This is a genomic window from Leisingera sp. S132, assembly GCF_025144465.1.
Classification (GTDB): Bacteria; Pseudomonadota; Alphaproteobacteria; order Rhodobacterales; family Rhodobacteraceae; genus Leisingera.
Map to the genome: position 1 here is coordinate 16,265 of NZ_CP083556.1, position 22,802 is coordinate 39,066.

Annotated in this window: 17 protein-coding genes and 1 pseudogene; 10 read left to right on the plus strand and 8 right to left on the minus strand. The window is 64.6% G+C overall.

The window, feature by feature from the left end:
• Positions 1–56: 56 nt before the first annotated feature.
• Together K3725_RS20505 and K3725_RS20510 are read right to left on the minus strand one after the other, a co-directional pair.
• Positions 57–1,193, minus strand: coding sequence for an ABC transporter substrate-binding protein (locus K3725_RS20505; protein WP_260018872.1), 1,137 nt, complete (start codon positions 1,191–1,193; stop codon positions 57–59).
• Between the two features lie 327 nt (positions 1,194–1,520).
• Complete coding sequence (locus K3725_RS20510) at positions 1,521–2,408, minus strand: LysR family transcriptional regulator (protein ID WP_260018873.1); 888 nt, start codon at positions 2,406–2,408, stop codon at positions 1,521–1,523.
• Between the two features lie 141 nt (positions 2,409–2,549).
• Between K3725_RS20510 and K3725_RS20515 the strand changes: the two genes are divergently transcribed.
• From K3725_RS20515 to K3725_RS20540, 6 genes and pseudogenes are all read left to right on the plus strand, one after another.
• Positions 2,550–3,170, plus strand: a complete 621-nt coding sequence (locus K3725_RS20515) for a glutathione S-transferase family protein (protein WP_260018874.1) — start codon at positions 2,550–2,552, stop codon at positions 3,168–3,170.
• A 59-nt stretch (positions 3,171–3,229) separates the two neighbouring features.
• Positions 3,230–4,189: a pyridoxamine 5'-phosphate oxidase family protein gene (locus K3725_RS20520; RefSeq protein ID WP_260018875.1), complete on the plus strand. Its 960-nt coding sequence runs from the start codon at positions 3,230–3,232 to the stop codon at positions 4,187–4,189.
• A 165-nt stretch (positions 4,190–4,354) separates the two neighbouring features.
• Positions 4,355–6,760 (plus strand): annotated as a pseudogene (locus K3725_RS20525) (FAD-dependent oxidoreductase).
• Between the two features lie 4 nt (positions 6,761–6,764).
• Entirely contained in the window at positions 6,765–7,994 is a 1,230-nt protein-coding gene (locus K3725_RS20530; protein WP_260018876.1) for a cytochrome P450, read from the plus strand.
• Positions 7,991–9,532, plus strand: a complete 1,542-nt coding sequence (locus tag K3725_RS20535; protein WP_260018877.1) for a trimethylamine methyltransferase family protein — start codon at positions 7,991–7,993, stop codon at positions 9,530–9,532. The genes K3725_RS20530 and K3725_RS20535 overlap by 4 nt, the downstream gene beginning before the upstream one ends.
• 1 nt (position 9,533) lies before the next feature.
• Entirely contained in the window at positions 9,534–10,205 is a 672-nt protein-coding gene (locus K3725_RS20540) for a TetR/AcrR family transcriptional regulator (protein ID WP_260018878.1), read from the plus strand.
• Positions 10,206–10,312: 107 nt separating this feature from the next.
• On the opposite strand, the gene speB is transcribed toward K3725_RS20540, so the two are convergent.
• Positions 10,313–11,278 (minus strand): agmatinase, encoded by a 966-nt coding sequence (gene speB / locus K3725_RS20545; protein WP_260018879.1) that lies wholly within the window; start codon positions 11,276–11,278, stop codon positions 10,313–10,315.
• A gap of 128 nt (positions 11,279–11,406) precedes the next feature.
• Here speB and K3725_RS20550 point away from each other — a divergent pair, with 128 nt between their 5' ends.
• The 4 genes from K3725_RS20550 to K3725_RS20565 all read left to right on the plus strand — a co-directional run bounded on the left by K3725_RS20550 (position 11,407) and on the right by K3725_RS20565 (position 16,220).
• Complete coding sequence (locus K3725_RS20550; protein ID WP_260018880.1) at positions 11,407–12,318, plus strand: LysR family transcriptional regulator; 912 nt, start codon at positions 11,407–11,409, stop codon at positions 12,316–12,318.
• A gap of 122 nt (positions 12,319–12,440) precedes the next feature.
• Positions 12,441–13,967 carry a DUF4153 domain-containing protein gene (locus K3725_RS20555; RefSeq protein ID WP_260018881.1) on the plus strand — a complete coding sequence of 509 codons (1,527 nt, stop codon included), beginning with the start codon at positions 12,441–12,443 and terminating at the stop codon, positions 13,965–13,967.
• Between the two features lie 13 nt (positions 13,968–13,980).
• Positions 13,981–14,673 (plus strand): response regulator transcription factor, encoded by a 693-nt coding sequence (locus tag K3725_RS20560; protein WP_260018882.1) that lies wholly within the window; start codon positions 13,981–13,983, stop codon positions 14,671–14,673.
• Complete coding sequence (locus tag K3725_RS20565; RefSeq protein ID WP_260018883.1) at positions 14,658–16,220, plus strand: HAMP domain-containing sensor histidine kinase; 1,563 nt, start codon at positions 14,658–14,660, stop codon at positions 16,218–16,220. Before K3725_RS20560 ends, K3725_RS20565 begins: the two co-directional genes overlap by 16 nt.
• A gap of 54 nt (positions 16,221–16,274) precedes the next feature.
• Here the strand turns inward: K3725_RS20565 and K3725_RS20570 are convergent, their stop codons facing one another.
• The 5 genes from K3725_RS20570 to K3725_RS20590 form a co-directional block, all read right to left on the minus strand.
• On the minus strand, positions 16,275–17,675 hold the full coding sequence (locus tag K3725_RS20570) for a TRAP transporter large permease (protein ID WP_260018884.1): 1,401 nt from the start codon (positions 17,673–17,675) through the stop codon (positions 16,275–16,277).
• 12 nt (positions 17,676–17,687) lie between these two features.
• Entirely contained in the window at positions 17,688–18,320 is a 633-nt protein-coding gene (locus K3725_RS20575; RefSeq protein WP_260018885.1) for a TRAP transporter small permease, read from the minus strand.
• Positions 18,321–18,393: 73 nt separating this feature from the next.
• Positions 18,394–19,404, minus strand: a complete 1,011-nt coding sequence (locus tag K3725_RS20580) for a C4-dicarboxylate TRAP transporter substrate-binding protein (protein WP_260018886.1) — start codon at positions 19,402–19,404, stop codon at positions 18,394–18,396.
• Positions 19,405–19,529: 125 nt separating this feature from the next.
• Positions 19,530–20,867, minus strand: coding sequence for a sigma-54 dependent transcriptional regulator (locus tag K3725_RS20585; protein WP_260018887.1), 1,338 nt, complete (start codon positions 20,865–20,867; stop codon positions 19,530–19,532).
• Complete coding sequence (locus tag K3725_RS20590) at positions 20,864–22,591, minus strand: ATP-binding protein (RefSeq protein WP_260018888.1); 1,728 nt, start codon at positions 22,589–22,591, stop codon at positions 20,864–20,866. The genes K3725_RS20585 and K3725_RS20590 overlap by 4 nt, the downstream gene beginning before the upstream one ends.
• Between the last annotated feature and the right edge of the window lie 211 nt (positions 22,592–22,802).

Below are 22,802 nucleotides of genomic sequence, written 5' to 3' on the forward strand. Positions count from 1 at the left end.
AGGGGTAGTCTTGCCGTGTGCAGGGGCGCCTCAGGCGCCCCCGTCCGGGTCAGGTCTTACATCTTGCACTCGCCTGCATAGGCGTCGGCATGGTCGCTCAGCCCGGTGGCAATGATCTTGTTGGTGAAGACATCGCCCTCCTTGATCACTTCGCGGACATAGATGTCCTGGATCGGGTGGTGGTTGTCGCCGAATTTGAAATCACCGCGGACCGATGCGAATTCCGCCGCTTTCAGTGCCGCGCGGAAGCTGTCCTGGTCAGACACCTCCGCCTTGTCCAGCGCGCTCAGGATCAGATTGGCAGTGTCAAAGCCCTGGCTGGCATAAAGCGACGGCAGACGGCCGTATTTTGCCTGGAAGGAGGCAACAAATTCGGCGTTGGCCTCATTGTCGATGTCCTTGTTCCACTGCGAGGTGTTCTTCACCCCCAGTGCGGCGTCACCCACCGCCTGCAGGATGCCCTGATCGAACGAGAACGCCGGGCCGACCACCGGCAGATCCACACCGCTGCCCGCATATTGCTTGAGGAAGGAAATCCCCATGCCGCCGGGCAGGAAGAAATAGACCGAGTCAGCCCCCGACGCCCGGATCTGCGCGATTTCGGCTGCATAATCGGTCTGGCCCAGTTTGGTGTAGATCTCACCGGCCAGCTCGCCGCCGTACATCCGCTTGTAGCCGGTCAGCGCATCCTGCCCCGCCGGATAGTTCGGCGCCAGGATGAAGCTGTTCTTCAGCCCCGCCTCATTGGCATAGGCGCCCGCGGCTTCATGCAGGTTGTCGTTCTGCCAGGCGACGTTGAAGTAATTCGGATGGCAGCGCTTGCCTGCCAGCGCCGAGGGGCCTGCGTTCGGTGACAGGTAGAACACATTCTGTGCAGTTGCCGCGGGCACCACTGCCATTGCGAGGTTCGACCAGATGATGCCGGTCAGGATGTCCACCTTCTCGGATTGGATCATCCGGTCTGCAATCTGCACCGCCACATCAGGCTTGCGCTGATCGTCCTCGATCACCACCTCGACGCCCTCGCGGCCGTCCTGTTCAATCGCCAGCATAAAGCCGTCGCGCACATCCACACCCAGCCCCGCGCCGCCGCCGGACAATGTGGTGATCATGCCAATCTTGGTGTCAGCCTGGGCTGCAACAGCCAGCGCCGGAACCGCAGCCGCCATGGCGAGCATCCGAAGGGTCTTCATTACGTCTTTCCTCCCAGAATATGACCGGCCCTTGAGGCCTGGGTTCTTGATCAAATGCTTGCGACTTTAACGCCGCCCCGGCAGAAGCCAAGACCCGCTGCAGCCGGCATCGTTACGGCTGATCTTGCGCCAGCCCTCGGGATCAGCCTACGCAGGCTTGAATATATATTTCAAGTATAAAATAATTCGGGCAATTTTGTTGCCCCAATTGCTGCAAGTGCTTTCCGGAGGTCTCTGCTGCAAGTGCGAGGGGCCAGCCCCTCGCGCTCCCCGGAGTATTTCGGGAAAGATGAAACGGTACTGCAAACCCTGAGCAGGCGGCACCGGTCAACCGGGCCCGAAACAACCCGCCAGATGATCAATCAGCGCCCGGATCCGCACCGTCAGATGACGGCTGGCCGGATAGACGGCAAACAGCGCTGTTGGATAGGTTTCCTGTTTCTCGAAAAGCACTTGCAGCCTGCCATCGCGCAGAAACGGCAGTGCGGTGTAATGCGGGCAGCGGGCAATGCCGAGACCGCTCGCAGCCATATGCGCCACCGCCCGAGGCGAGTTGGCGCGGAAGCTGCCGCCGACGGTGACGGTCCGTTGCGCAGCACCCTTGCCAAAGACCCAGGCATCGGGCTGCGGCGAGGTCATCTGCAGCAGGCAGTTGTGAGTGGCCAGCGCCTCCGGCTCTGCCGGTTCGCCTTCTGCCGCCAGATAGTCAGGCGACGCCACCACTACCAGCCGCATACTGCACAGCTTGCGGGCCACCAGCGTCGAATCCCTCAAGGTGCCGAAACGGACCGCCAGATCCACCCCCTCCTCCAGCATCGGCAGATGCCGGTCGGACAGCACCAGCTCTACCTCCACCTTGGGGTGCGCCTGCTGGAACGGCTGCAGCGCCTCCACCAGTTCCCGGCTGCCGAACCCTGTGGGTGCGGTGATGCGGATCGGGCCCGCCAGTTCCTGCTGGCGCAGCTGCACTACGTCTTCCAGCTCGTCGAACTGATCCAAGAGCGGCAGGCAGCGCTCCAGATAGGCGCGGCCGGTATCGGTCAGCGTCACTTTGCGGGTGGTGCGGTTCAAGAGCTGCGCCCCCAGCTGCTCCTCCAGCCGGGCGACATATTTACTGGCCAGTTTGGTGCTGATCCCCAGCTGCCGGGCACCTGAGGTAAAGGAGCTTTGCGCCGCCACGGCGGCAAAGGCGCGCATGCAGTCCAGCTTGTCCATCCCAGGGCCTCCGGCATCAGTTATGAACGAAATGTACATAAGCATTCCATGAATTGGAATATTATCGCCATGTACGGCAGAGTGTATCTACCGGGTGTCTTTAGAAACCAGCGGCCCCTGCCGCAGCAAAGGACCCCAGACATGGCACATCAGATCCGCATCCACAGCTTCCCCCTCTCCGGCCACGCCCACAGGGTAGAGCTGTTCGCCAGCCTCACCGGCATCGCCCATGAGGTGGTGAACGTCGACCTCGCCAGCGGCGAGCACAAACAGCCGCCCTTCCTGGCGCTGAACCCCGCAGGCCAGGTGCCGGTGATCGAGGACGGCGAAGCAGTGATCAGCGATTCCAATGCCATCCTGGTTTACCTGGCCCGCAAATACGCGCCATCCTGGCTGCCCTCCGATCCGGTTCTTGAGGCCGAGGTGCAGAAGTTTCTGACTCTGGCTGCGGGCGAGCTTGCCTTTGGTCCGGCGGCAGCGCGGCTGATCACCGTGTTCAACGCGCCGCTGAACGCCGAGTTCTGCGCCACAGTCGCGGCCCGCGTGCTGGGCAAGATCGACGCCCATATGGAGGGCCGCCGCTTCCTGGTCGGCGAAGCCCCCACCATCGCCGATGTGGCCGTCTACTCCTATGTCGCCCATGCACCAGAGGGCGGCATCTCGCTGGAGCCCTACCCCAATGTCCGCGCCCTGCTGGCAAACATTGAAGCCTTGAAAGGCTTCAAGCCGATGCCCGCCACCAAGGCCGGCCTTGCAGCCTGACCCCGCTGGCGGCGGTCAATCGGGCCGCCGCCGCATCGCTTCAGCTACAGGAGGTTCCCATGCCCCATGATGCAGACAGCCCCTCACCCTTCCACGCTGGCGAACAGGAAATGCAGCGCCGCGCGGGCAAGCGCGACATGGCAGAGACTCTGGGCCGCCGGATGATCCGCCCCTTCATGCCTGAAGAGCACCGGGAGCTCTTTGCCCAGCTGCCGTTCCTGGCGGCCGGTGCCGTGGACGCGGACGGCTGGCCCTGGGCCAGCCTGCTCAGCGGTCCGCCCGGATTTGCTGTCTCGCCCGACCCGGAGCACCTGCAGATAGCGCTGAACAGAACGGCCGGGGATCCGGTCCATGCCGCCATCCGCGTGGGCGCACCGCTGGGGCTGCTGGGGATTGAGCTGCACAGCCGCCGCCGCAACCGGCTGAACGGGCGCGTGATTTCAGCAAGCCCGGCTAGCTTCACCCTGCAGGTGGACCAGTCCTTTGGCAATTGCCCGCAGTATATCCAGGAGCGCGATCTGATCCCCGCCGATGACAAGCCCCCTGCCACTCTGCAGGGCTTTACAACCCTGCCGCCGGAGCAAAGCGCGCGGATCGCACAGGCCGATACGTTCTTTGTTGCCAGCCACATCCCCGCCGCAGATGACCCGGAACGCGAAGGCGTCGATGTCTCCCACCGCGGCGGGCGGCCCGGTTTTGTCCAAGTGACGGCAAATACCCTCACAGTCCCGGATTTCCGGGGCAACAACCATTTCAACACGCTTGGGAATTTCCTGCTGAACCCGCGCGCGGGCCTGGCCTTCCCGGACTTCGAGACCGGCAGCCTTTTGCTGCTGACCGGCACGGTGGAGCTGCTGGAGGAAGGCCACCCGGATCTGGCAGGCTTTGACGACGCGCAGCGCGGCTGGCGCTTCACCTTGCACAAGTGCCTGTGGCTGGAATCCGCCCTGCCCTGGCGGACCGGCCCCGGCAGGTTTGCCGCGCAGACCATACGCACGGGCACCTGGGCAGAGGCCTAACCCGCACCCGTTGCGCCCGGCCCGTAGCACAGCCGGCAGAAGGCTCCCGTCAGATTTTTCTGGACAAGACTGTCCAGGATCGCCGATCAATTAGACATATGTGTCCAATGTGAGGATTCGGGGGGGTTCCCGAACCTCCTGCGGCGGCAGACAGGGAGAAGGGCCATGAAGTCGCACTATCGTGCTGTTGTCATCGGGGGCGGCGTTGTCGGCGCCTCTGTCCTCTACCACCTGGCAAAATTCGGCTGGCGTGATGTCTGCCTGATCGAACGCTCGGTGCTGACGGCCGGGTCCAGCTGGCACGCAGCAGGCGGCTTCCACGCATTGAACGCCGACCCCAACATCGCCAGCTTGCAAGCCTATACCATCGACCTCCTGTCAGAGATCGAGCAGGAATCGGGCCAGTCTGTCGGCATGCATATGACCGGCGGCATGACGCTGGCGGGCACCCCGGACCGCTGGGAATGGCTGCAATCGGCCTTCCGCACCTTCCAGTCGATCGGCATCGACGACTGCCGCCTGATCACACCGCAGGAAGCGGGCGAGCTTTGCCCGATCATGTCCACCGAGGGCATTCTCGGCGGCATGTGGGCCGACCGCGAGGGCTATGTCGACACCACCGGCACCGTGCACGCCTATGCCGGGGCTGCCAGGAAACGCGGCGCCGAGGTGATTGAGCACAACAGGGTGCTCGAACTGCACCAGGTGGAGGGCGGATGGCAGGTCGTGACCGAGAAGGGCACCATCCACGCCGAACATGTGGTCAATGCCGCAGGCCTCTGGGCCAAGCAGGTGGGCCGCATGGCAGGCGTGGAACTGCCGGTCTCACCGCTCAACCATCACTATCTGATTTCCGACACCATCCCCGAATTGGAGAAACTCGATTTCGAAGTGCCGATGACCGTCGACCTCGAAGGCTTCACCTATATGCGCCAGGACCAGAAGGGCATTCTGCTGGGCATCTACGAGATCGACCACCAGCACTGGATGATGGACGGCGCGCCCTGGGAATACGGGTTCGAGCTGCAGCAGGAAGATCCCGACCGGATTGAGCGCGAACTGACGCTGGGCCTCGAACGCTACCCGGCCCTGCAAACCACCGGTGTCAAGACTTGGGTCAACGGCGCCTTCACCTTTGCCCCCGACGGCAACCCGCTGGTCGGCCCGGTGCGCGGCAAGCCCGGCTACTGGTGCGCCTGCGGTGTGATGGCCGGTTTCCTGCAGGGCGGCGGCGTCGGCAAATCTCTGGCCGAATGGATGATCCACGGCGAGCCCGAGGCGGATGTTTTCGGAATGGATGTGGCGCGTTTCGGCGACTACGCCCAGAACAAGCGGTTCATCAAGGAAACCACTGGCCAGTTCTACACCCGCCGCTTCGTCATGACCTACCCGAACGAGCAGCTGCCCGCAGGCCGCCCGCTGAAGAAGGCCCCCGCCTATGACGGCATGACAGCCGCAGGCTGCCGCTGGGGCGCCAGCTACGGGCTGGAGATCCCGCTCTACTTTGCTCCGTCGGAAGACTTCACCGAAACCCCGACCCTGAAGCGCTCCAACGCCTTTGGCATCGTCGCAGAAGAATGCAAAGCGGTGCGCGAGGCCGTGGGGCTTCTGGATATTTCTGCCTTCTCCCGGTTTGAGGTCTCAGGCGCCGGGGCTGAGGCCTGGCTCGACCGCATCCTGGCGTCGAAACTGCCGAAACCGGGCCGCGCCAAACTGGCGCCGATGCTGTCGCCCGAAGGCCGTCTCAAGGGCGACCTCACCGTCTTTAACTGAGGCGACGGCACCTGGTGGATCATGGGCAGCTACTATCTGCGCGAATGGCACATGCGCTGGTTCCAGGACCACATGGACGAGGATGTCGGGGTGCGCGACGTGAGTGATGCCGTCACCGGCTTCAGCCTCTCCGGCCCGAACAGCCGCAAGGTCCTGGAAAAGCTGACGGACGGCCCCATCACGGACCTGCCCTTCATGGGCTGCGGAACCTTCGACATCGGCATGCTGCGCCTCAAGGTGGGCCGCCTCTCGGTCGCGGGTGAGCTGGGCTATGAACTCCACTGCTCCGCCGCCGAGCACATCACCCTGCGCGAAACCCTGCTGGAGGCCGGCGCAGACCTTGGCATCCGCGAAATCGGCTTCAACGCACTCCTCAGCCTGCGGCTGGAAAAGAGCTTCGGCATCTGGAGCGCCGAATTCACCCAAGGCTACACCGCGGCACAAACCGGCATGGACCGCTGGATCGACTGGGACAAGGATTTCACCGGCCGCGGCGCCGCGCTCAAGGAACGCGATGCGGGCGGCCCGGCGCAGGTTGTTGTGACCTTGGAAGTGGACGCCACGGATGCAGATGCCAGCGGCTATGAGCCGGTCTGGCAGGGCGAAACCCGCGTCGGCTTTGTCACTTCCGGCGGCTACGGCCACACCACGGGCAAGTCGCTCGCCATGGCAATGGTGAACCGCGACGCAGCTGCAGAAGGCACGGAACTGACGGTTCACATTGTCGGGCAGGCGCGTGCCGCACGGGTGATCGCACCGTCCCCGTATGACCCTGCCGGCACAGCGATGAGAGACTGATCCGGTGTCACTGCTGCATAAGTTCAATGCCCTCACCAGCCCGGAGTTCAGGGAAAACCCATATCCGGTGCTGGCCCATATGCGAGAGGATCACCCGGTCTTACACTTGTCGCCCGGACTCACTGAAAGCTGGCATGTGTTCCGCTATGACGACGTGCGCAAGGTGCTGCTTTCGCCAGAGGTCTTTTCTTCAGACCGCAGCCTGCAGGACGGCGGCGCGCTGGCAGAGGCCAACCTCAGTTTCCTGTTCAACAACATGATCTCTGCCGGCGGGGACAAGCACCGCCGCCTGCGGATGATCGCCAACAGGGTCTTCATGGCCAAGACCATCGAAGCCCTGCGCCCGGCGGTGCAAAAGGTGGTGGATCAGCGCATGGACATTGCGCTTCAGGCCGGTGAATTCGATCTGGTCGAGGATTTTGCGGCCCATGTGACCGTTGCCATGATCTGCGAGGTGCTGGGCCTGCCGCCGGAAGACATGGAGCAGATCCGGCAATGGACTGCGGTTCTTGGTGATAACTCCGGCGCAGTCACCTGGCTGCCGGAGATGGACCCGGCTCTGGCCGAGCGCGGGCGCAGGGCGGGCGAAGAAATGACCGCCTACTTCCGCGATTTCCTGTCCCGCCCGGATTGGGACGGCGAGGCACTGTTTACCGCCTTCCGAAACGCTGGTCCCGAGGGCGAGCAGCTGACAGAGGCAGAACTGCTGTCGATGGCGATGCTGCTTCTGCTGGCAGGAAACGAGACCACAACCAACCTTATCACCAACTTCGTGCGGCTGCTGGATGCATTCCCCGAGCAGGCCGCCCGGCTGCGTGCAGATCCCGGCCTGACCGATGGCGCGGTAGAGGAATGCCTGCGGATGCGCAATTCGATCCGCAACATCGACCGCTTTGCGCTTCAGGATGTGGAAATGCACGGCGTCACCATCCCCAAGGGTGGCCGCGTCGTGGTCTGGCTGACGGCTGCGAACCGCGACCCGTCAGTTTTCGAAGAACCGGATGCCTTCCGCCCGGACCGCAGCCCCAACCGCCACCTCGCCTTTGGCCAGGGCGCCCATATGTGCCTGGGTGCTGCGCTTGCGCGGATGGAAACCCAGGTGGCCGCCCGCGCCATTCTCGCCCGCACCAGCCGCGTAGAACTGACCGCCCCGCCGCAGTTCGGCGCGAACGCCAATTTTGACAACGTGACGCGCCAGATGGTGCGCCTTCATCCTCAGGAAGAACACTCATGAGACCGGATCGCTCAGAACGGCGGCGCGGCCGTAAGGCTGCAGCGGAGGCTGCGCCCAAGCGCAACCCAAACTACCGCCAGCTGAAAAACCCCTTTCCGCTGATGGAGGTCTTCCCGGCGCATCAGATCGCGGACATGCATGACACCGCGCTGAAGATGCTCGAGGAACTGGGCATGAAGGTGCTGCTGCCGGAGGCCCGCCGTCTCTACGCCAAAGGCGGCGCCCGTGTCGATGAAGACAGCGAAATGGTCTATATCGGCCGCGACATGGTGGAGGCGGCGCTGGCCACCGCGCCCCGCTCGATCACCTGCCGGGCGGGCACCCGTGAGCGCGATATCACGCTGGAACTGGGCAGCCTGGTGTTTCAGGCAGGCGCTGGCGCGCCCAATGCCACCGATCTTGAACGCGGCCGCCGCCCAGGTTCTGCCCGGGACTATCTGGAATATCTGCAGCTCACCCATCACTTCGATGTCTTCCACATGATTTCTCCCCAAGTGGAGCCGCAGGACGTCCCCATCCATCTGCGCCACTACTTCACCACCGAGGCGCAGATGACCCGGACCGACAAGTTCCCCTTCATCTTCTCGCGCGGGACACCGCAGGTGATGGACTGTTTCGAGATGATCCGTGATTTCCGCGGGGTGTCGGACGCGGAATTCCGGTCTGAGCCGCGCTGCTACACCATTATCAACACCAACAGCCCGCGCACGCTGGACATTCCGATGGCGCAGGGGCTGATCGACTTTGCCCGCCACGGGCAGGTCTCGATCATCACGCCGTTCACTCTGATGGGGGCAATGGCGCCGATCACCGTCGCAGGCGCCATCACCCTCAGCCACGCGGAGGTGCTGGCCGCCCTCACTCTCACCCAGCTGACGAACCCCGGCGCGCCGGTGTGCTACGGCACCTTCACGTCCAACGTGGACATGAAGTCCGGCGCGCCTGCATTCGGCACACCCGCGCATTTTCAGGCGTCATTGGCCGCAGGCCAGCTGGCGCGCCACCTCGGCCTGCCCTGGCGCTCTGCCGCAGGGTCGGCATCCAACTGCAACGACGTGCAGGCGGCCAATGAAAACCAGATGGGCCTCTGGGGCTGCCTGATGGCCGGCGCCACCGTGATCATCCACGCGGCCGGCTGGCTGGAGGGCGGGCTGTCGGTTTCTTACGAGAAACTGATCACCGACGCCGAAGTGCTCAACATGATTGCCGAGCTTTGCGCAGGCGCCCAGGCCGGGTCAGATGAAATCGGCTATGCAACCGCCCTGACACAGGTGGAGCCGCAGGGGCATTTCTTTGCCGCCCCCCAGACCATGGACCGCTACAGCACCGAATTCTATGAGCCCGTGGTGCATGAGTATGCCAATTTCGGCACGTGGTCTGAGCGCGGTGCATTGGACGCCAGCCAGCGCGCAACCCGGGTCTGGCAGGAGATCCTCGCCCATGATAACCGCCCGGCAACGGATGAAACCCGCGTTGAAGCGCTTAAAAGCTTCATCGCCAAACGCACCGCCGAAGGCGGCGCACCGCCGGAGAGCTGACATGGCCAGACGCGCCGCCCCGGTGCTGCACCGGGACAACCCCGACAAGGAACCCCTCAGCGGCCATGTGAAGGTCACGCCGGAGGACTGGCTGAACGTGGCCCGCGACCTGCTGGTCAGCGAAGGGGTGGCCGGGGTCAAAGTGCTGGCGATCGGCGAACGGCTCGGCGTTTCGCGCTCCAGCTTCTACTGGTACTTCAAAAGCCGCAAACACCTGCTGGAGGCGCTGCTGGACGACTGGGAGGCGCGCAACACCGCGCCCATCCTTGACCATTGCAACCTGCCCGCCGCCAATATCTCCTGGGCGGTCTGCAACTTCTTCCGCTGCTTTGTCGACCCGGACCTGTTTGATGCCAGCCTCGACTTCGCGGTCCGCGAATGGTCCCGCCGCGACGGCAAGGTGCGCAACCGGATCGACGCGGCAGATGCGCAGCGCCTTGCCGCGGTGACGGCGATGTATGAGCGCCACGGCTACTCCGCCTATGAGGCGGAGGCCCGCGCCCGGATCCTCTATTTCATGCAGTGCGGCTACCACGCGCTGGAAGTGCGCGAACCAATGCAAGCCCGCACCGCCCGGCTGGAGGGCTACCTGCTGGGTTTCACCGGGGTTGAACCGGACCCGGAGGCCGTGACCGCAGCCCGCATCTTTGCCGAGGGAAAGATGGCCCCCTGAGGCGCTTGCGGCAGCGGCAGGAACGAGGGGCCGGCCCCTCGCGCTCCCCGGAGTATTTCAGCAAAGGTGAATACAATTCCTTTCTGCTGCCGCAGCTGGAGTTAAGCCTATTTCCTGTGGTGAAAGATGAAGCCCAGGAAATTCAGCAGCAGCTGTGCTGCCAGGATCTGGGTGCTCTCGGAGGGGTCATAGGCCGGGGCGACTTCCACCAGATCAATACCCGCGACATCGCCGCGCTGCGCCAGCCCCTGCAGGATTTCCAGCACGTCATAATACAGAAAACCGCCATGGCTGGGCGTGCCAGTGCCCGGCGCAATCGAGGGGCAGAAAGCGTCGATGTCGATGGTCACATAATACCGCGCGCCCTTGGGGATGCGGTCCAGCACCGCCCCCGTGCCGAGCTTGCGCACCTGCCGCACCGACAGGATATCGGAGCCGCGCGCACGCGCATCCTCATATCCTTCCCGCGCCGTGGAGGACACGTTGCGGATGCCCAGCTGGGTCATGCCGCTGACGTAATCCTTCTCGATCGCGCGGCGCATCGGGTTGCCGTGGCCCTCGGTGACGCCATGGCGCTCATCAACGAAATCCAGATGCGCGTCGATCTGCACAACATGGATCGGCCCGTTCCTGGCGCAGTCGTCCTCAAAGGCGCGGATACAGGGGATGTTGATGGAATGATCGCCGCCGATCACCACCGGCAGCGCGCCCGCCTGCAGGATCTTCCGCACTCCGAATTCAATGTTGGCGTGGCTTTCCCCGGTCCTGGTGTGGACGATGTCGGCATCCCCCAGATCGACAATCCGCACATCCTCCCCCAGATAGGTGGCATCATCCTCGTGATCATAGGCGCCGGCATGGCCAAAGCTGAACAGGGTCGAGGCCTCGCGCACCGCCCGCGGGCCGAACCGCGCGCCGGACCGGTACTGGCAGCCGAAATCATAGGGCGCGCCAAGGACCGCAACATCCGCGTCAATGCTGTCCCAATCCGCAACATAAGGCTTCTTGCCAAAGGTAGCGATGCCGGTGAACGGCAGATTCAGGCGGCCAGTCTCATATCCATGTCCGGTCATTTGCGTCTCCAACTGCAAGGCTTCAACGCAGTTGATCACAGCTGCTCTCATGAAAAAATATTCTGCTGCTTTTCTTTACATAAGGTAGTTTCATGTAATTCACTCAATTTCAAAGACAGAGCGCCCCTATGAAACTGCTGCGCAACACATTGCTGGAAACCTTTGTCACGGTTGCGGATTGCGGCGGTTTTTCCGAGGCGCAATATGCACTTGGCGTCACCCAATCCGCCATCAGCATCCGCATCCGCGATCTGGAGACCTCATTGGGTTACCGCCTGTGCGACCGCGGGCGCGCCGGCTTCCGGCTGACGGAACGCGGCGAGACCGTCTACCGCAGGGCCCGCAGCATGCTGCGCAGCGCCCGTGACTTCGACGCCGGGCTGATGGAGCTGCGCGGCACCGTGACCGGCGATTTGCGCATTGGTGTGGCGGACGCCGTGAGCAGCCTGCCCGGCCTCAACCTGACACAGGCGCTGCAGCGTTTCGGGTCGCGGCCGAACGACGTGCAGCTCGATATTACCGTGGCCTCCCCTGCTGAGCTGACGCAGCAGCTGATCACCGGCGCGCTGCATGTCGCCATCGCCCCCTTCCGCAACCAGATCGCCGATCTGGAATATGAGGACCTGTGCCAGGAGGAGCACCGGCTGTATTGCGGTGCCGGGCATCCGTTGTTCACCCTTCAGGGTCAGGAGGCCGCCCCGCAGGATATCGCGCAGTACCCGCTCTGCCAGCGGTCCTATGACCGGCTGCCGATTGCGGGTCTTGCCGCCGGTGAACCCGCGGCCTCCGCCGCCAACATGGAAGCCCTGGCGATGCTGATCGCAACCGGGCAATATCTTGGCCCGCTGCCCGCGCATTTTGCGGACGCATGGGTCCGCGGCGGCAGGCTGCGGGAGGTGAACGGCCCGGAATTGCGCTGGGTCACGGCATTTCACCTCGCCACCCGCCGTGGCCAAATGCACCGGCGGGCGATCTCCCTTTTCGCCGAAGATGTGCGCCGCAGCTGCCAGCCCCCGCCTGCAGCACCCGGCCCGGGCTGACCCGGCAGCCCTGCACGAAATCTGCACAAAAGCCCCCTGAAACCTGCGGAGACAGCACGCCAAAGATGCAAGCGCAGGCCGCATCACTGCAGGCAATGAAAATTGCAAGCAGGAGACAGAACATGAGGCAGGAACTGGTCATACACGGCGTGCCCGACAGCATCAGGCTGGATGCATGGTGGCTGGAGGCCGCAGGCGGGCCGCCGCAGGCGCAGCCCCGCCGCCGCAAGGATGGGGGGCCGCTCTACGCCTCTTTAAGGATGCGTCATGCAATACCGATTCTGGCATCGCTGGTTGCGGTTGCGGACTGGCTGTTCTGGGACCAGCCGGCGGGCATTTCGGTTGCTGTCTTTGCGCTGATCCTCTCTGCCGCTGTCATGGCGATGAAACCCCGCCGCCCAACAGCCCGGGAATGGGCAGGTGCCGCTTGTTTTGCCCTGCTCAGCAACCTGCCTGCTGCAATTGAACTGCAGTTCCTTTCTGTCCTGTTCAGCCTCGGCGGCCTGATCTGCCTGACGGCCTGGGCGGTCTACGGCCCGGCCGCCAGCGAACGGCTGGCGCTGCGCACCGCCCTGCGCCTGCCGACGGTCGGCGCCGTGCTGCTGCTGCGCGATGCATTCCGCGCCGTGCCTGCCTCGGACTTCAGTTCAGGCGCCCGCCGCCAGGCGGCCTCACTGGCGCTGCCGCTGCTCATGGGCGCCGTTTTCCTGATGCTGCTGGCCTCTGCCAACCCGGTGCTGGAGGAGTTTCTGGCAGAGCTGGACCCCGGCCGCCTGTTCGAGCTGGACTTCTGGCTGCGGCTCCTGTTCTGGACCATGATGGCGGCGCTGCTATGGCCCTGCCTCAACCTCAGCGAGACATGGCTGGGCAGCGCCGCGCCCGCCGCCAACCTGCAAAAGGCCGGCCCCAGCAGGGCCGCCTTTCTGATCAATCCGGTGTCGGTGCGCAATTCACTGGTGCTGTTCAACCTGCTGTTTCTGGTCCAAACGGTGATGGACCTCGGCATTCTGACCGGCAGCGTCTCCCTGCCGGACGGGATGAGCTATGCCTCTTACGCCCACCGTGGATCCTATCCGCTCGTGGTGACGGCGCTGCTGGCCGGTGTGTTCACACTGTTGACCCGCAGCATGACCGGCGCCGACAAAACCCTGCGAGCTCTGGTCTACCTGTGGCTGGCGCAGAACATGTTCCTGGTGCTGACCGCCGCCATCAGGCTGCACCATTACGTCCAGGCCTACGCGCTGACCTACCTGCGAGTGGCCGCCTTCATCTGGATGGGGCTGGTGCTGGCGGGGCTGGTGCTGACCGTGGTGCAGATCCACCGCGGCCACGACAATGCCTGGCTGCTGCGCCGCTGCTTTGCCGCCCTTCTGGGCACTCTCTACATCTGCGGTTTCGTGAACTTCGCCGGGGTCATCGCCCGCCACAACCTGACCCATGGCAGCACGCTGGTGAAACAGGACACCTATTACATCTGCAGTCTCGGTGCCGGTGCCTACCCCGCTGTCCATGCCTTTGAAACCGGAACCGGACAGCAGGTCTGCGGCAGCGCGATGCACTATGACCTGTACAGAAACACCATCACCAACTGGCGCGAATGGGGCTTTCGGAGGTGGCGGATCCAAGCCTATTATCAGCAGCAGAATTGAAGGACCCCATTTGATGCCAGCCCGCATTCTTGTTGTCGATGACGATCCCGATATCCTTGAGGTGACCGGATTCGCTGTGGAAAAGGCAGGCTTTGAAACCGTCTTTGCCAGCGACGGCCTCGCCGCGCTGGACGCCAGCCGGGAGGAAAACCCCGACCTGATCGTGCTGGACATCGGCCTGCCTGAGAAAGACGGGCTGGAAGTCTGCCGCGAGATCCGCAAATCCTCCGACGTGCCGATCCTGTTCCTGACCGCACGCGACGACGAGATCGACCGCATCGTCGGGCTGGAGCTTGGCGCCGACGACTACCTGACCAAACCCTTCTCCCCGCGTGAGCTGGTAGCACGGATCAAAGCGATCCTGAAACGCAGCGCCCCTGCCCCGGCTGCATCCGAACCGGTTCTTACGCAGGGCAGCCTGCAGCTTGATCCGGACCGCCACTTCTGCCGCTTCGCCGCCGCGACGGTGGCCCTGACCGGGTCGGAGTTCCGGCTGCTGGCCACCCTGATGGCCCGCCCGGACCGGGTGCTGTCGCGGGCGCAGCTGGTGGATGCGCTGTATGGCTACAACATCCATGTCTCCGACCGCACCATCGACAGCCACATCCGCAACATCCGCGCCAAGCTGGCCCAAGCGGGCTGCGCTGAGGGGATCGTGACCGTGCACGGCGTCGGCCTCAGGATGGGCGCATGCACGCCAGGCTGAATCGCAACACACTGGCCCGAAACGGGCTGACCCGTAAATGGCGGCCGCGGCTCTGGGCGGTGGTTCTCCTGGTGCTGGCGCTGGTCCTGTGCCTGCCCTTTGCCGGGCTGATCCTGTTCCGCTTCTACGACAGCCAGCTGGTCCAGCAGACCGAGGAAAGCCTGCTGACCCAGGCCGCGGTGATGTCGGCAGCCTACGCGGAGCTTTACGCAGGCGCGGCCGGCACCAAGCCCCCCCGCGGGCGCCCGGTCTCCGGCGAGCACGCGGTGTTCCCGTCGCTGTCGGTCAACAGCGAAACCGTGCTGCCGCCGCGCCCGGATGCAAAACCGCTCTCCGGTCCTGCAGGCGCCCCTTACCGCAAAATCGCAACCCGGCTGACCCGCATTGCCAATGCCGCACAGGCGCAGACGCTGGCCGGCTACCGGTTCCTGGATGCCCGCGGCAATGTCTTTGCAGGCACCGCCGAAACCGGCACCTTTCTGGGCCACGTGGAAGAGGTGCAGGGCGCACTGACCGGCAGGACCGTCTCTGTCGCGCGCACCCGCGTGCGCGCGGATGCGCCGCCCGCGCTCTACACCCTCAGCCGCGGCGCCCGCGTGCGCGTCTTTGTGGCGATGCCGGTCTTTGCGGACCAGACCCTGATCGGCGCGGTCTACCTCAGCCGCACCCCGAACCACATCTTCCGCTTTCTCTATGGCGAGCGCTTCAACCTGGCCAAGGCCGCGGGTTTCATTGCCCTGTCGACCATGCTCATCGGTTATGTGTTCTGGCGCTTCATCACCCGGCCGATCCAGCTGCTGATCCAGCGCAGCCAGCTGGCAGGCCACGGCAGCCAGACCTGGGAGCCGCCGGACCAGCTCGGCACCCGCGAGATCGAGGAGCTGAGCCGCAGCTTCCAGTCGCTAACCACCCGCCTGCAAAACAAGCAGGACGCGCTGAAGACCTACACCGCTCATGTGACGCATGAGCTGAAGTCCCCCCTCACCGCCCTGAAAGGCGCGGCAGAACTGCTGCGCGACGACGATCTGCCCCGGGCACAGAAACACCGGCTGCTGGATACCGTGGACAAGGGCGGCAAGCGGATGGAGGACCTTCTAGCCAACATGCGCGCCTTCAGCCTGGCGGATCAAAGCGCAATGGCAGGGACCAGCTGCCTGAACGAAATCCATGCACAAGTCTCACAGGCCTTCCCGGCCCTTGCGGTCAAGCTGGAGAACGGTACCCTGCCGCTGCCGGTTGCCGCCCCCACCCTTCAGATCATTCTGACCCATCTGCTGGAAAACGCGCAGCAGCACGGTGCAACAGGGGCCGTGCTGACCGCCTGTCAGGACGGCACCGCCACCAGCCTTCAAGTCTCAGACGACGGCCCTGGCATCAGCGAAGGCAACGCGGACAAGATCCTGCAGCCCTTCTTCACCACCCGGCGGGACAGCGGCGGCACCGGCATGGGTCTCAACATCGTCAAGGCAACGGCAGAGGCCATCGGCGGCACCCTCAGTGTTATTCCCTCCAGCCGCGGCGCCTGCTTCCGGCTGACCTTCCGCTGAAAACAGCCGGGCCGCCCTGCTGCAGGCGGCCCGGTTCAGCGCATCAAAGGCGTGTCAGACCTGCCCCGGCAGCCAAAGAACAATCGCCGGGAAGGCCACCAGCAGCGCAATGGTCACCGCATCCGCGATGAAGAACGGTGTCACCCCCTTGAACACATCCTGCACGCTCAGGTCATCGCGCACGCCCGCCACCACAAAGCAGTTGAGGCCGATGGGCGGGGTAATCAGGCAGAACTCGGCCATTTTCACCACCAGGATGCCGAACCAGATCGCGCACATCGGGCCGGACATGCCAAAGGTGCTGTCCGCGGCGGAAACCGCCTCGCCGCCATTCAGTGCCATCACTGCCGGGTAGACCACCGGCAAAGTCAGCAAGAGCATGCCGATTGCGTCCATGAACATCCCCAGCACTGCATAGGCCAGCAGAATGCAGATCAGGATCAGCATCGGGCTCATGGTCAGCGACGTGATCCAATCGGCAAAGGCGCCGGGCAGGTCGGCAAAGCCTAAGAAACGCACATAGATCAGCACCCCCCAGATAATGGTGAAGATCATCACGCTCAGCTTGGCGGTCTCCAGGAGCGCATCCTTCAGCTCCCGCCAGCGCATGCCGTGGCGCAGCGCCATCAGGAACACCACAAACGCCCCGATGGCCCCGCCCTCAGTCGGGGTGCCCCAGGCATCGCCGCCAAAGGGGTTGTAGACAAAGAATATGATGGTCACGACCACAAACACGATCGGCAGCGCGGGCGGCAGGGCCGCAAACCGCTGGCGCCAGGTGAAACCGGTGACGCGCGGCCCGAAGTCCTTGATCACCATCGCCATGCCAACAATCAGCAGGCCATAGATCACCGCCGAGAATGCACCGGGAATGAAGCCTGCCAGCAGCAGCTTGCCCACGTCCTGCTCGACGATGATGGCGTAGATCACCAGGATCGCCGAGGGCGGGATCAGCGACGCCAGCGTGCCGCCAGCAGCAACAACACCCGCGGCAAAGCGCTTGTCATAGCCGATTGCCAGCATTTCCGGGATGGCGATGCGGGCAAAGACGGCTGAGGTCGCCACGCTTGCGCCGGATACTGCAGCAAACCCCGCGGTGGCAAAGACGGTGGACACCGCCAGACCACCCGGCACCCAGGCCATCCAGCGCTTGGCGGCCTCGAACAATGCCTTGGTCAGGCCCGCGTAATAGGCGAGGTAGCCGATCAGGATGAAGGTCGGAATGAGGCTCAGCGCTTGGGAGGACACCTTGGAGTGTGGCACCTGGCCTGCGGTTTTGACCGCGATGGTCAGCGCCTTGCCGAAACGCGCCGGGTCATAGCCGAACTTGGCCCAGAATATCCAGATGAGGCCGATCATGCCCGCAGCGGCGGCGGCAAAGGCCACCCGCATGCCCAGGATCACCATCACCAGCAGCCCGGCTGAGACGATCAGCCCAATTTCAATCGGTTCCATGTCAGAAACTCCTCAGCTGTCGTGGCCGGAGACGTGATCCGCCTCCATCGCTGCCTGGGTGGCGGCATCGGCAATCATCGGGACGGCAACGGGGTGGTCCGTGCCGCTGCGAAAGGCCCGCCCATAGGCCCAGAGCTGCAGCGAAAGCCGCAGGCACAGCACGCTGAACGCCACCGGCGCCAGCAGTTTCGCAGGCCAGAGCGGCAGCGAGATATCCATCGAGCTGTCGGCGCTCCACCACGGCGCGGCAAAGTCGAAACTGCGCTGGAAATGCGCCCAGCTGCCCCAGACCATCAGCAGCATCAGGATCAGCACAGCGGCGGTGGTCAGAAACTCGGCCAGATACAGCGCCCGGCCCTTCAGGGCACCCACCAGCATATCCATGCGGATATGGCCGCCGTCGCGCTGGGTGAACGAAATGCCCATGAAGGCAATCAGCGGCATCGCCTGCTCGATCCAGTCCACGTAGCCCGGCAGCGGGCTGTTGAACAAATTGCGCCCGCCGACAGAGCCAACGGCCAGCAGCATCAGGGAAAACACCGCCAGGCCGCTGAGCAGGGCAAGGGGTTTTTCCAGGCGGTAGAGGTTCTGGTCAAGCGCGCTGAGACGGCTGCCGTCTGTCAGCACGAGGGATGAGCCGGCCATGGCGGGACTCCATCAGTTTTTCGGGGAAACGGAAAAGCCCCCGCAGCCAGCGGCTGCGGGGTGCGCGGCAGGGTCAGCTGCCCTCGGCGATCAGGCCTGTCACCAGATCATAAAGTTCCTGCGCAGGCAGGCCGCGGGCCGTGTTTTCCTCGATCCAGGCCTGGGCCGCCGGTGCCGCGGCGGCCTCCTTGAAGGCAGCGATTTCCGCATCCGGGAAGGTCACCAGTTCAATGCGGGCGGCATCCAGCGCGGGCTCCCAGGTGTCCAGTGAATTGAACTTGTAGAAATCAACGTAATGGGCCAGCGCCTCATCCACTGAACCCAGCAGCGCTTCGCGGTGTTCATCGGACAGGCTGTCCAGCGCATCGGTGTTCACCACCACCGGGCAGTTCACCGTGCCGGGGTTCAGGTTGGTGGTCCACCAGGTGCCGTTTTCAATGGTGCCAAAGGACATATGCGCGTGCGGAGCAAAGGCGACCGCCTTGACGATGCCGCTGTCCATCGCCTGGCGCACCTCGGTTGCCGACATTGAGGTGGGCACCGCGCCCACCGCTTCCATCGCCTTGCCGATACCGCCGGTTGCGCGCACACTCAGCCCTTCAAAGTCCTTCAGCGTGCCGGGCACATCCCCGGTGCCGACCAGATTGTACTGCGGCAGCGGCGAGGGCATCAGCAGGGTCGCGTTCCAGCGCGCCAGATCCTTTTGCACTGCAGGGTGCTGGTAGACCGCCTGCGAAACGGCGATTTCCTGCTCCAGCGAGGTCACGCCCAGGAACGGCAACTCCAGCACGGTGATAGTCGGGTTCTTGTCGCGGTGGTAGCCCGCGCAGAACTGCGCCATTTCAAAGGCGCCGATGGAGATGCCGTCGAGGTTCTCCTTGTTCTTGCTGAGCCCGCCATAGCTGATGTTCAGGGTGAATTCGCCGCCGGTTTTCTCGGAGACCAGATCGGCCAGTTTCTCGACATGTTCGGTAAAGGCCCGGCGTTTGCCCCACAGCGAGACGTTCCATTCGGTGGCCAGGGCTTCGGTGCCAAAGGCAGCGGTGAGGGCGGCCAGCGCGGCCCCCTTGAGATAAGTGCGCATCAGTGCTCCTCCCAGATGCATGCGGATATGATTGGGGGAGTATCCGGGACGGCTGGCGGCCTGCCTATGAAGGAAACCGCGCGGCTTCTGCAGGCGGCTCTGCGGTTTCCCGCAGGGCAGGCAGGCTACAAAAGGGCGTCCTTGTCGAGGCCCAGTTTGACGATCTTTTCGTTGAGCGTGCGGCGGCCGATCCCGAGCGCCTCGGCGGCGGCGTCCATGCGGCCCTCATGCGCCTTCACCGCCTTGCCGATCAGTTCGCGCTCAAACGCGGCCACCGCCTCGCGCAGGGTGTCGGGCACGTCGTCCAGGTGCTGATCCATGCGGATGGCCTCAGCCATGGTGCCGCCGCCGCGGCGCGCGGCCAGCACCCGGCGCTCACAGACGCTGCGCAGCTCCCGCACATTCCCCGGCCAGCTATGCGCCAGCAGCGCGGTCAGGTCATCCTGGGAAATATCCGGCACCGCGGTTTCATACAGCCGCGCGAACTGCGCAAGAAAATGCGCCGCCAGCAGCATCAGGTCATCGCGGCGCTGGCGCAGCGGCGGCAGGGTCAGCACCATGGTATTCAGGCGGAACAGCAGATCCTTGCGTAGGCGGTTCTCCTGCACGGCCAATCCAACGTCCTCATTGGTGGCTGAGACCACGCGGAAGCTGACCGGCACCGGCCACTGGCCGCCTGCGGGCAGGATCTGCTTGTCCTCGATCACCCGCAGCAGCTTGGCCTGCACGTCCAGCGGGCAGGAACAGACCTCATCCAGGAACAGCGTGCCCCCTGAAGCCGCCAGCAGCCGCCCGCCGGACCCGCCTTCGGTGCCGAACATTTCCGCTTCAAAGGTGGCGGGCGACAGCGCCGCGCAGTTCAGCGCCAGAAACGGCGCATCGGCATTTGGACCCAGATCATGCAGCGCCCGCGCGACCAGTTCCTTGCCGGTGCCGGTCTCGCCCTCGATCAGAACCGTGGTGCCGGTCTCTGCAAGATCCAGGATATCCTGCCGCAGCTGCACCACCGGCGCCGACTGCCCCAGCAGCACCCGGTCCAGCCCCGACAGCGCAAACAACCGCGCCTTCAGACGCGCGTTGCTTTGCTGCATCCGGTGCTGCTCAGCCGCGTGGCGCAGGATCGCCAGCAGACGGCGCGGCTCATAAGGCTTCTCGACAAAGCTGTAGGCCCCGTCCTGCATTGCCTTCACCGCCATCGGAATGTCGCCATGGGCGGAAATCAGCACCAGCGGCGGCGCGGCGGGATCCAGCGCGGCCAGCAGGTCCAGCCCCGACATGCCCGGCATCCGCACATCGCACAGGATGACATCCGGCTGCAGCTCCGCCAGCCGTTCCAGCCCGGCTGCCGCCCGGGGTGCGGCGGCGACCTGCCAGCCCGCAGCCTCCAGCAGTTCCGCCACCGACTGGCGCATCGCCTTGTCATCATCAATGACGAGGATGCTGAAGGGCCTGGCGCTGCTCATGGCTGATCTTCCTCTGCTGGCGTGGCCGGAAACGCAACCCGGAACACGGCCCCGCCCGCGTCCCTGTTGCGGGCTGTCATCATGCCGCCGTGATCCTGCACAATACCGGCAGAGATCGCCAGGCCCAAGCCCATGCCGCGGCCGCTTTCGCGGGTGGTGACAAAAGGCTCCTGCAGGTCGGCCAGCGTGGCGGCCCCCAGGCCGTGGCCGTTGTCCTTGATGTCAAACCAGACCTCGCCCTCCGCCGCGCCGGTGCGCGCCACGATCAGCGGCTCCGCGCTGTCCTCGCTGGCGTCAATGGCATTGCGCAGCAGATTGGTCATCACCTGCTCAATCCGCAGGCGGCTGCCCTGCACGCTGACCGGGCCGGGACAGAGATCCAGCCGCAGCTCTGCCCCGGCCTCCTCCAGATTGGGGGCAACCAGCGCGGCAGAGGCACGCATCGCGGCATTCAGGTCAACCGCCGCCTGAACCTCTGCGTCCGGTGTCGCAAAGAACTTGAGCTGCCGGGTGATCCCCTCCATCCGGTCCACCAGCGCCCCGATCCTGGCTGGCAGCGCAGCGGAATTGTCCGGAGCGATTTCGGCGGCAACCAGATGGTTCCGCATGGCAGCAATCGGCTGGCCCAGCTCATGCGTCACCGATGCGGCCAGCCTGCCCAGGGCTGCCAGGCGGCTGGCGCGCTCCAGCTCCTCCTGGGTGCGCTTCAGCCGCCGCTCCGCCGTGCGGCGGTCCTCGATCTCGCCCGCCAGCAATTCATTGGCCCGGCGCAGCTGCGCCTCCTCGTGCTCAGCCCGCGCCAGCGCGGCGCCGATCCGGCGCGCCCGCTGCACCTGGAACAGGATCAGCGCCAGGCCGGCCGCAAACCCTACCAGCGAGGTGACCAGCCAGCTGCGCGCCACCGCCCGGTCGCCGCTGGCAAAGTAATGCAAGGTCCAGCCATGCGGCGGGACCGGTGCCGTCAGGTGGATCTGCTCCCGCCCGGAAATCACCGCGCGCGGCCCCTCTTCCGCCTGCCACTCCAGCGGCGCCAGCGCCTGGCCCGGAAACTGACGCGCCTGCGTGATACGCTGCCGCTGCCCGTCCGTCAGCGGCGCCATCACCCGGTACCGCCAGGCGGGGTCAGAGGCCAGCAGCACAACCCCATCTTCATTGGCCATCAAGACCTGCTCACCCGAACCGCTCCAGCTCTGCTCCAGCGGCTGAAAGCCGATCTTGATCGCGATGACACCCGTCAGCGTTCCCTCAGGGCTGCGCACCGCATCCGCGATGAAATACCCGGGCAGGCCGGTGGTGGTGCCTATGGCATAGAACCGCCCCTGCCCGCCTTGCAGGGCCTGCTGGAAATAAGGCCGGAACGCGTAGTTCTGACCGACGAAACTGCCCGGCTGGCGGAAATTGGAGGCCGCAATGGCAACCCCGTTCGTGTCCATCAGGTAGATCGCATCCAGCCCCGCCTTGGCGGCAAAGTCCTCCAGCCGCAGGTTCAGCGTGCCGGTGTCATCACCGCCGGCGGCACCTATGACAGAGGCATCCCGCGCCAGCACATGCGTCAGATGGGAAAACCGTTCCAGCTCCGCAACGACAGAACTTTGATAAAGCGACAGCGGCCCTTCGGCCTTTGACACCTCCTCCGAGCGGAAATAGGCGCTGGACACCCGGAACACGCCAGCCGCGACGGCAATCGTCACCACGAGGGATATCAGGAACGGGATCAGGCGCATTCCCGTCGATAGGCCGCAAAAACACGCCATGGCAAGACATTAGTGACCCACAGGCGCCCGCCGCTCTCAAGGCTGGACAACTTCTGCGCGCCTGCCGCACACTCAGGAAACAATCCCTGCGCCGGACGGAACCTTACCGGGCGGCGGCACGTTGCATCCTGGGACAGCGCTCTGCACGCCGCCGCAGCGGCTCCCGAGGATGTGACCGCCC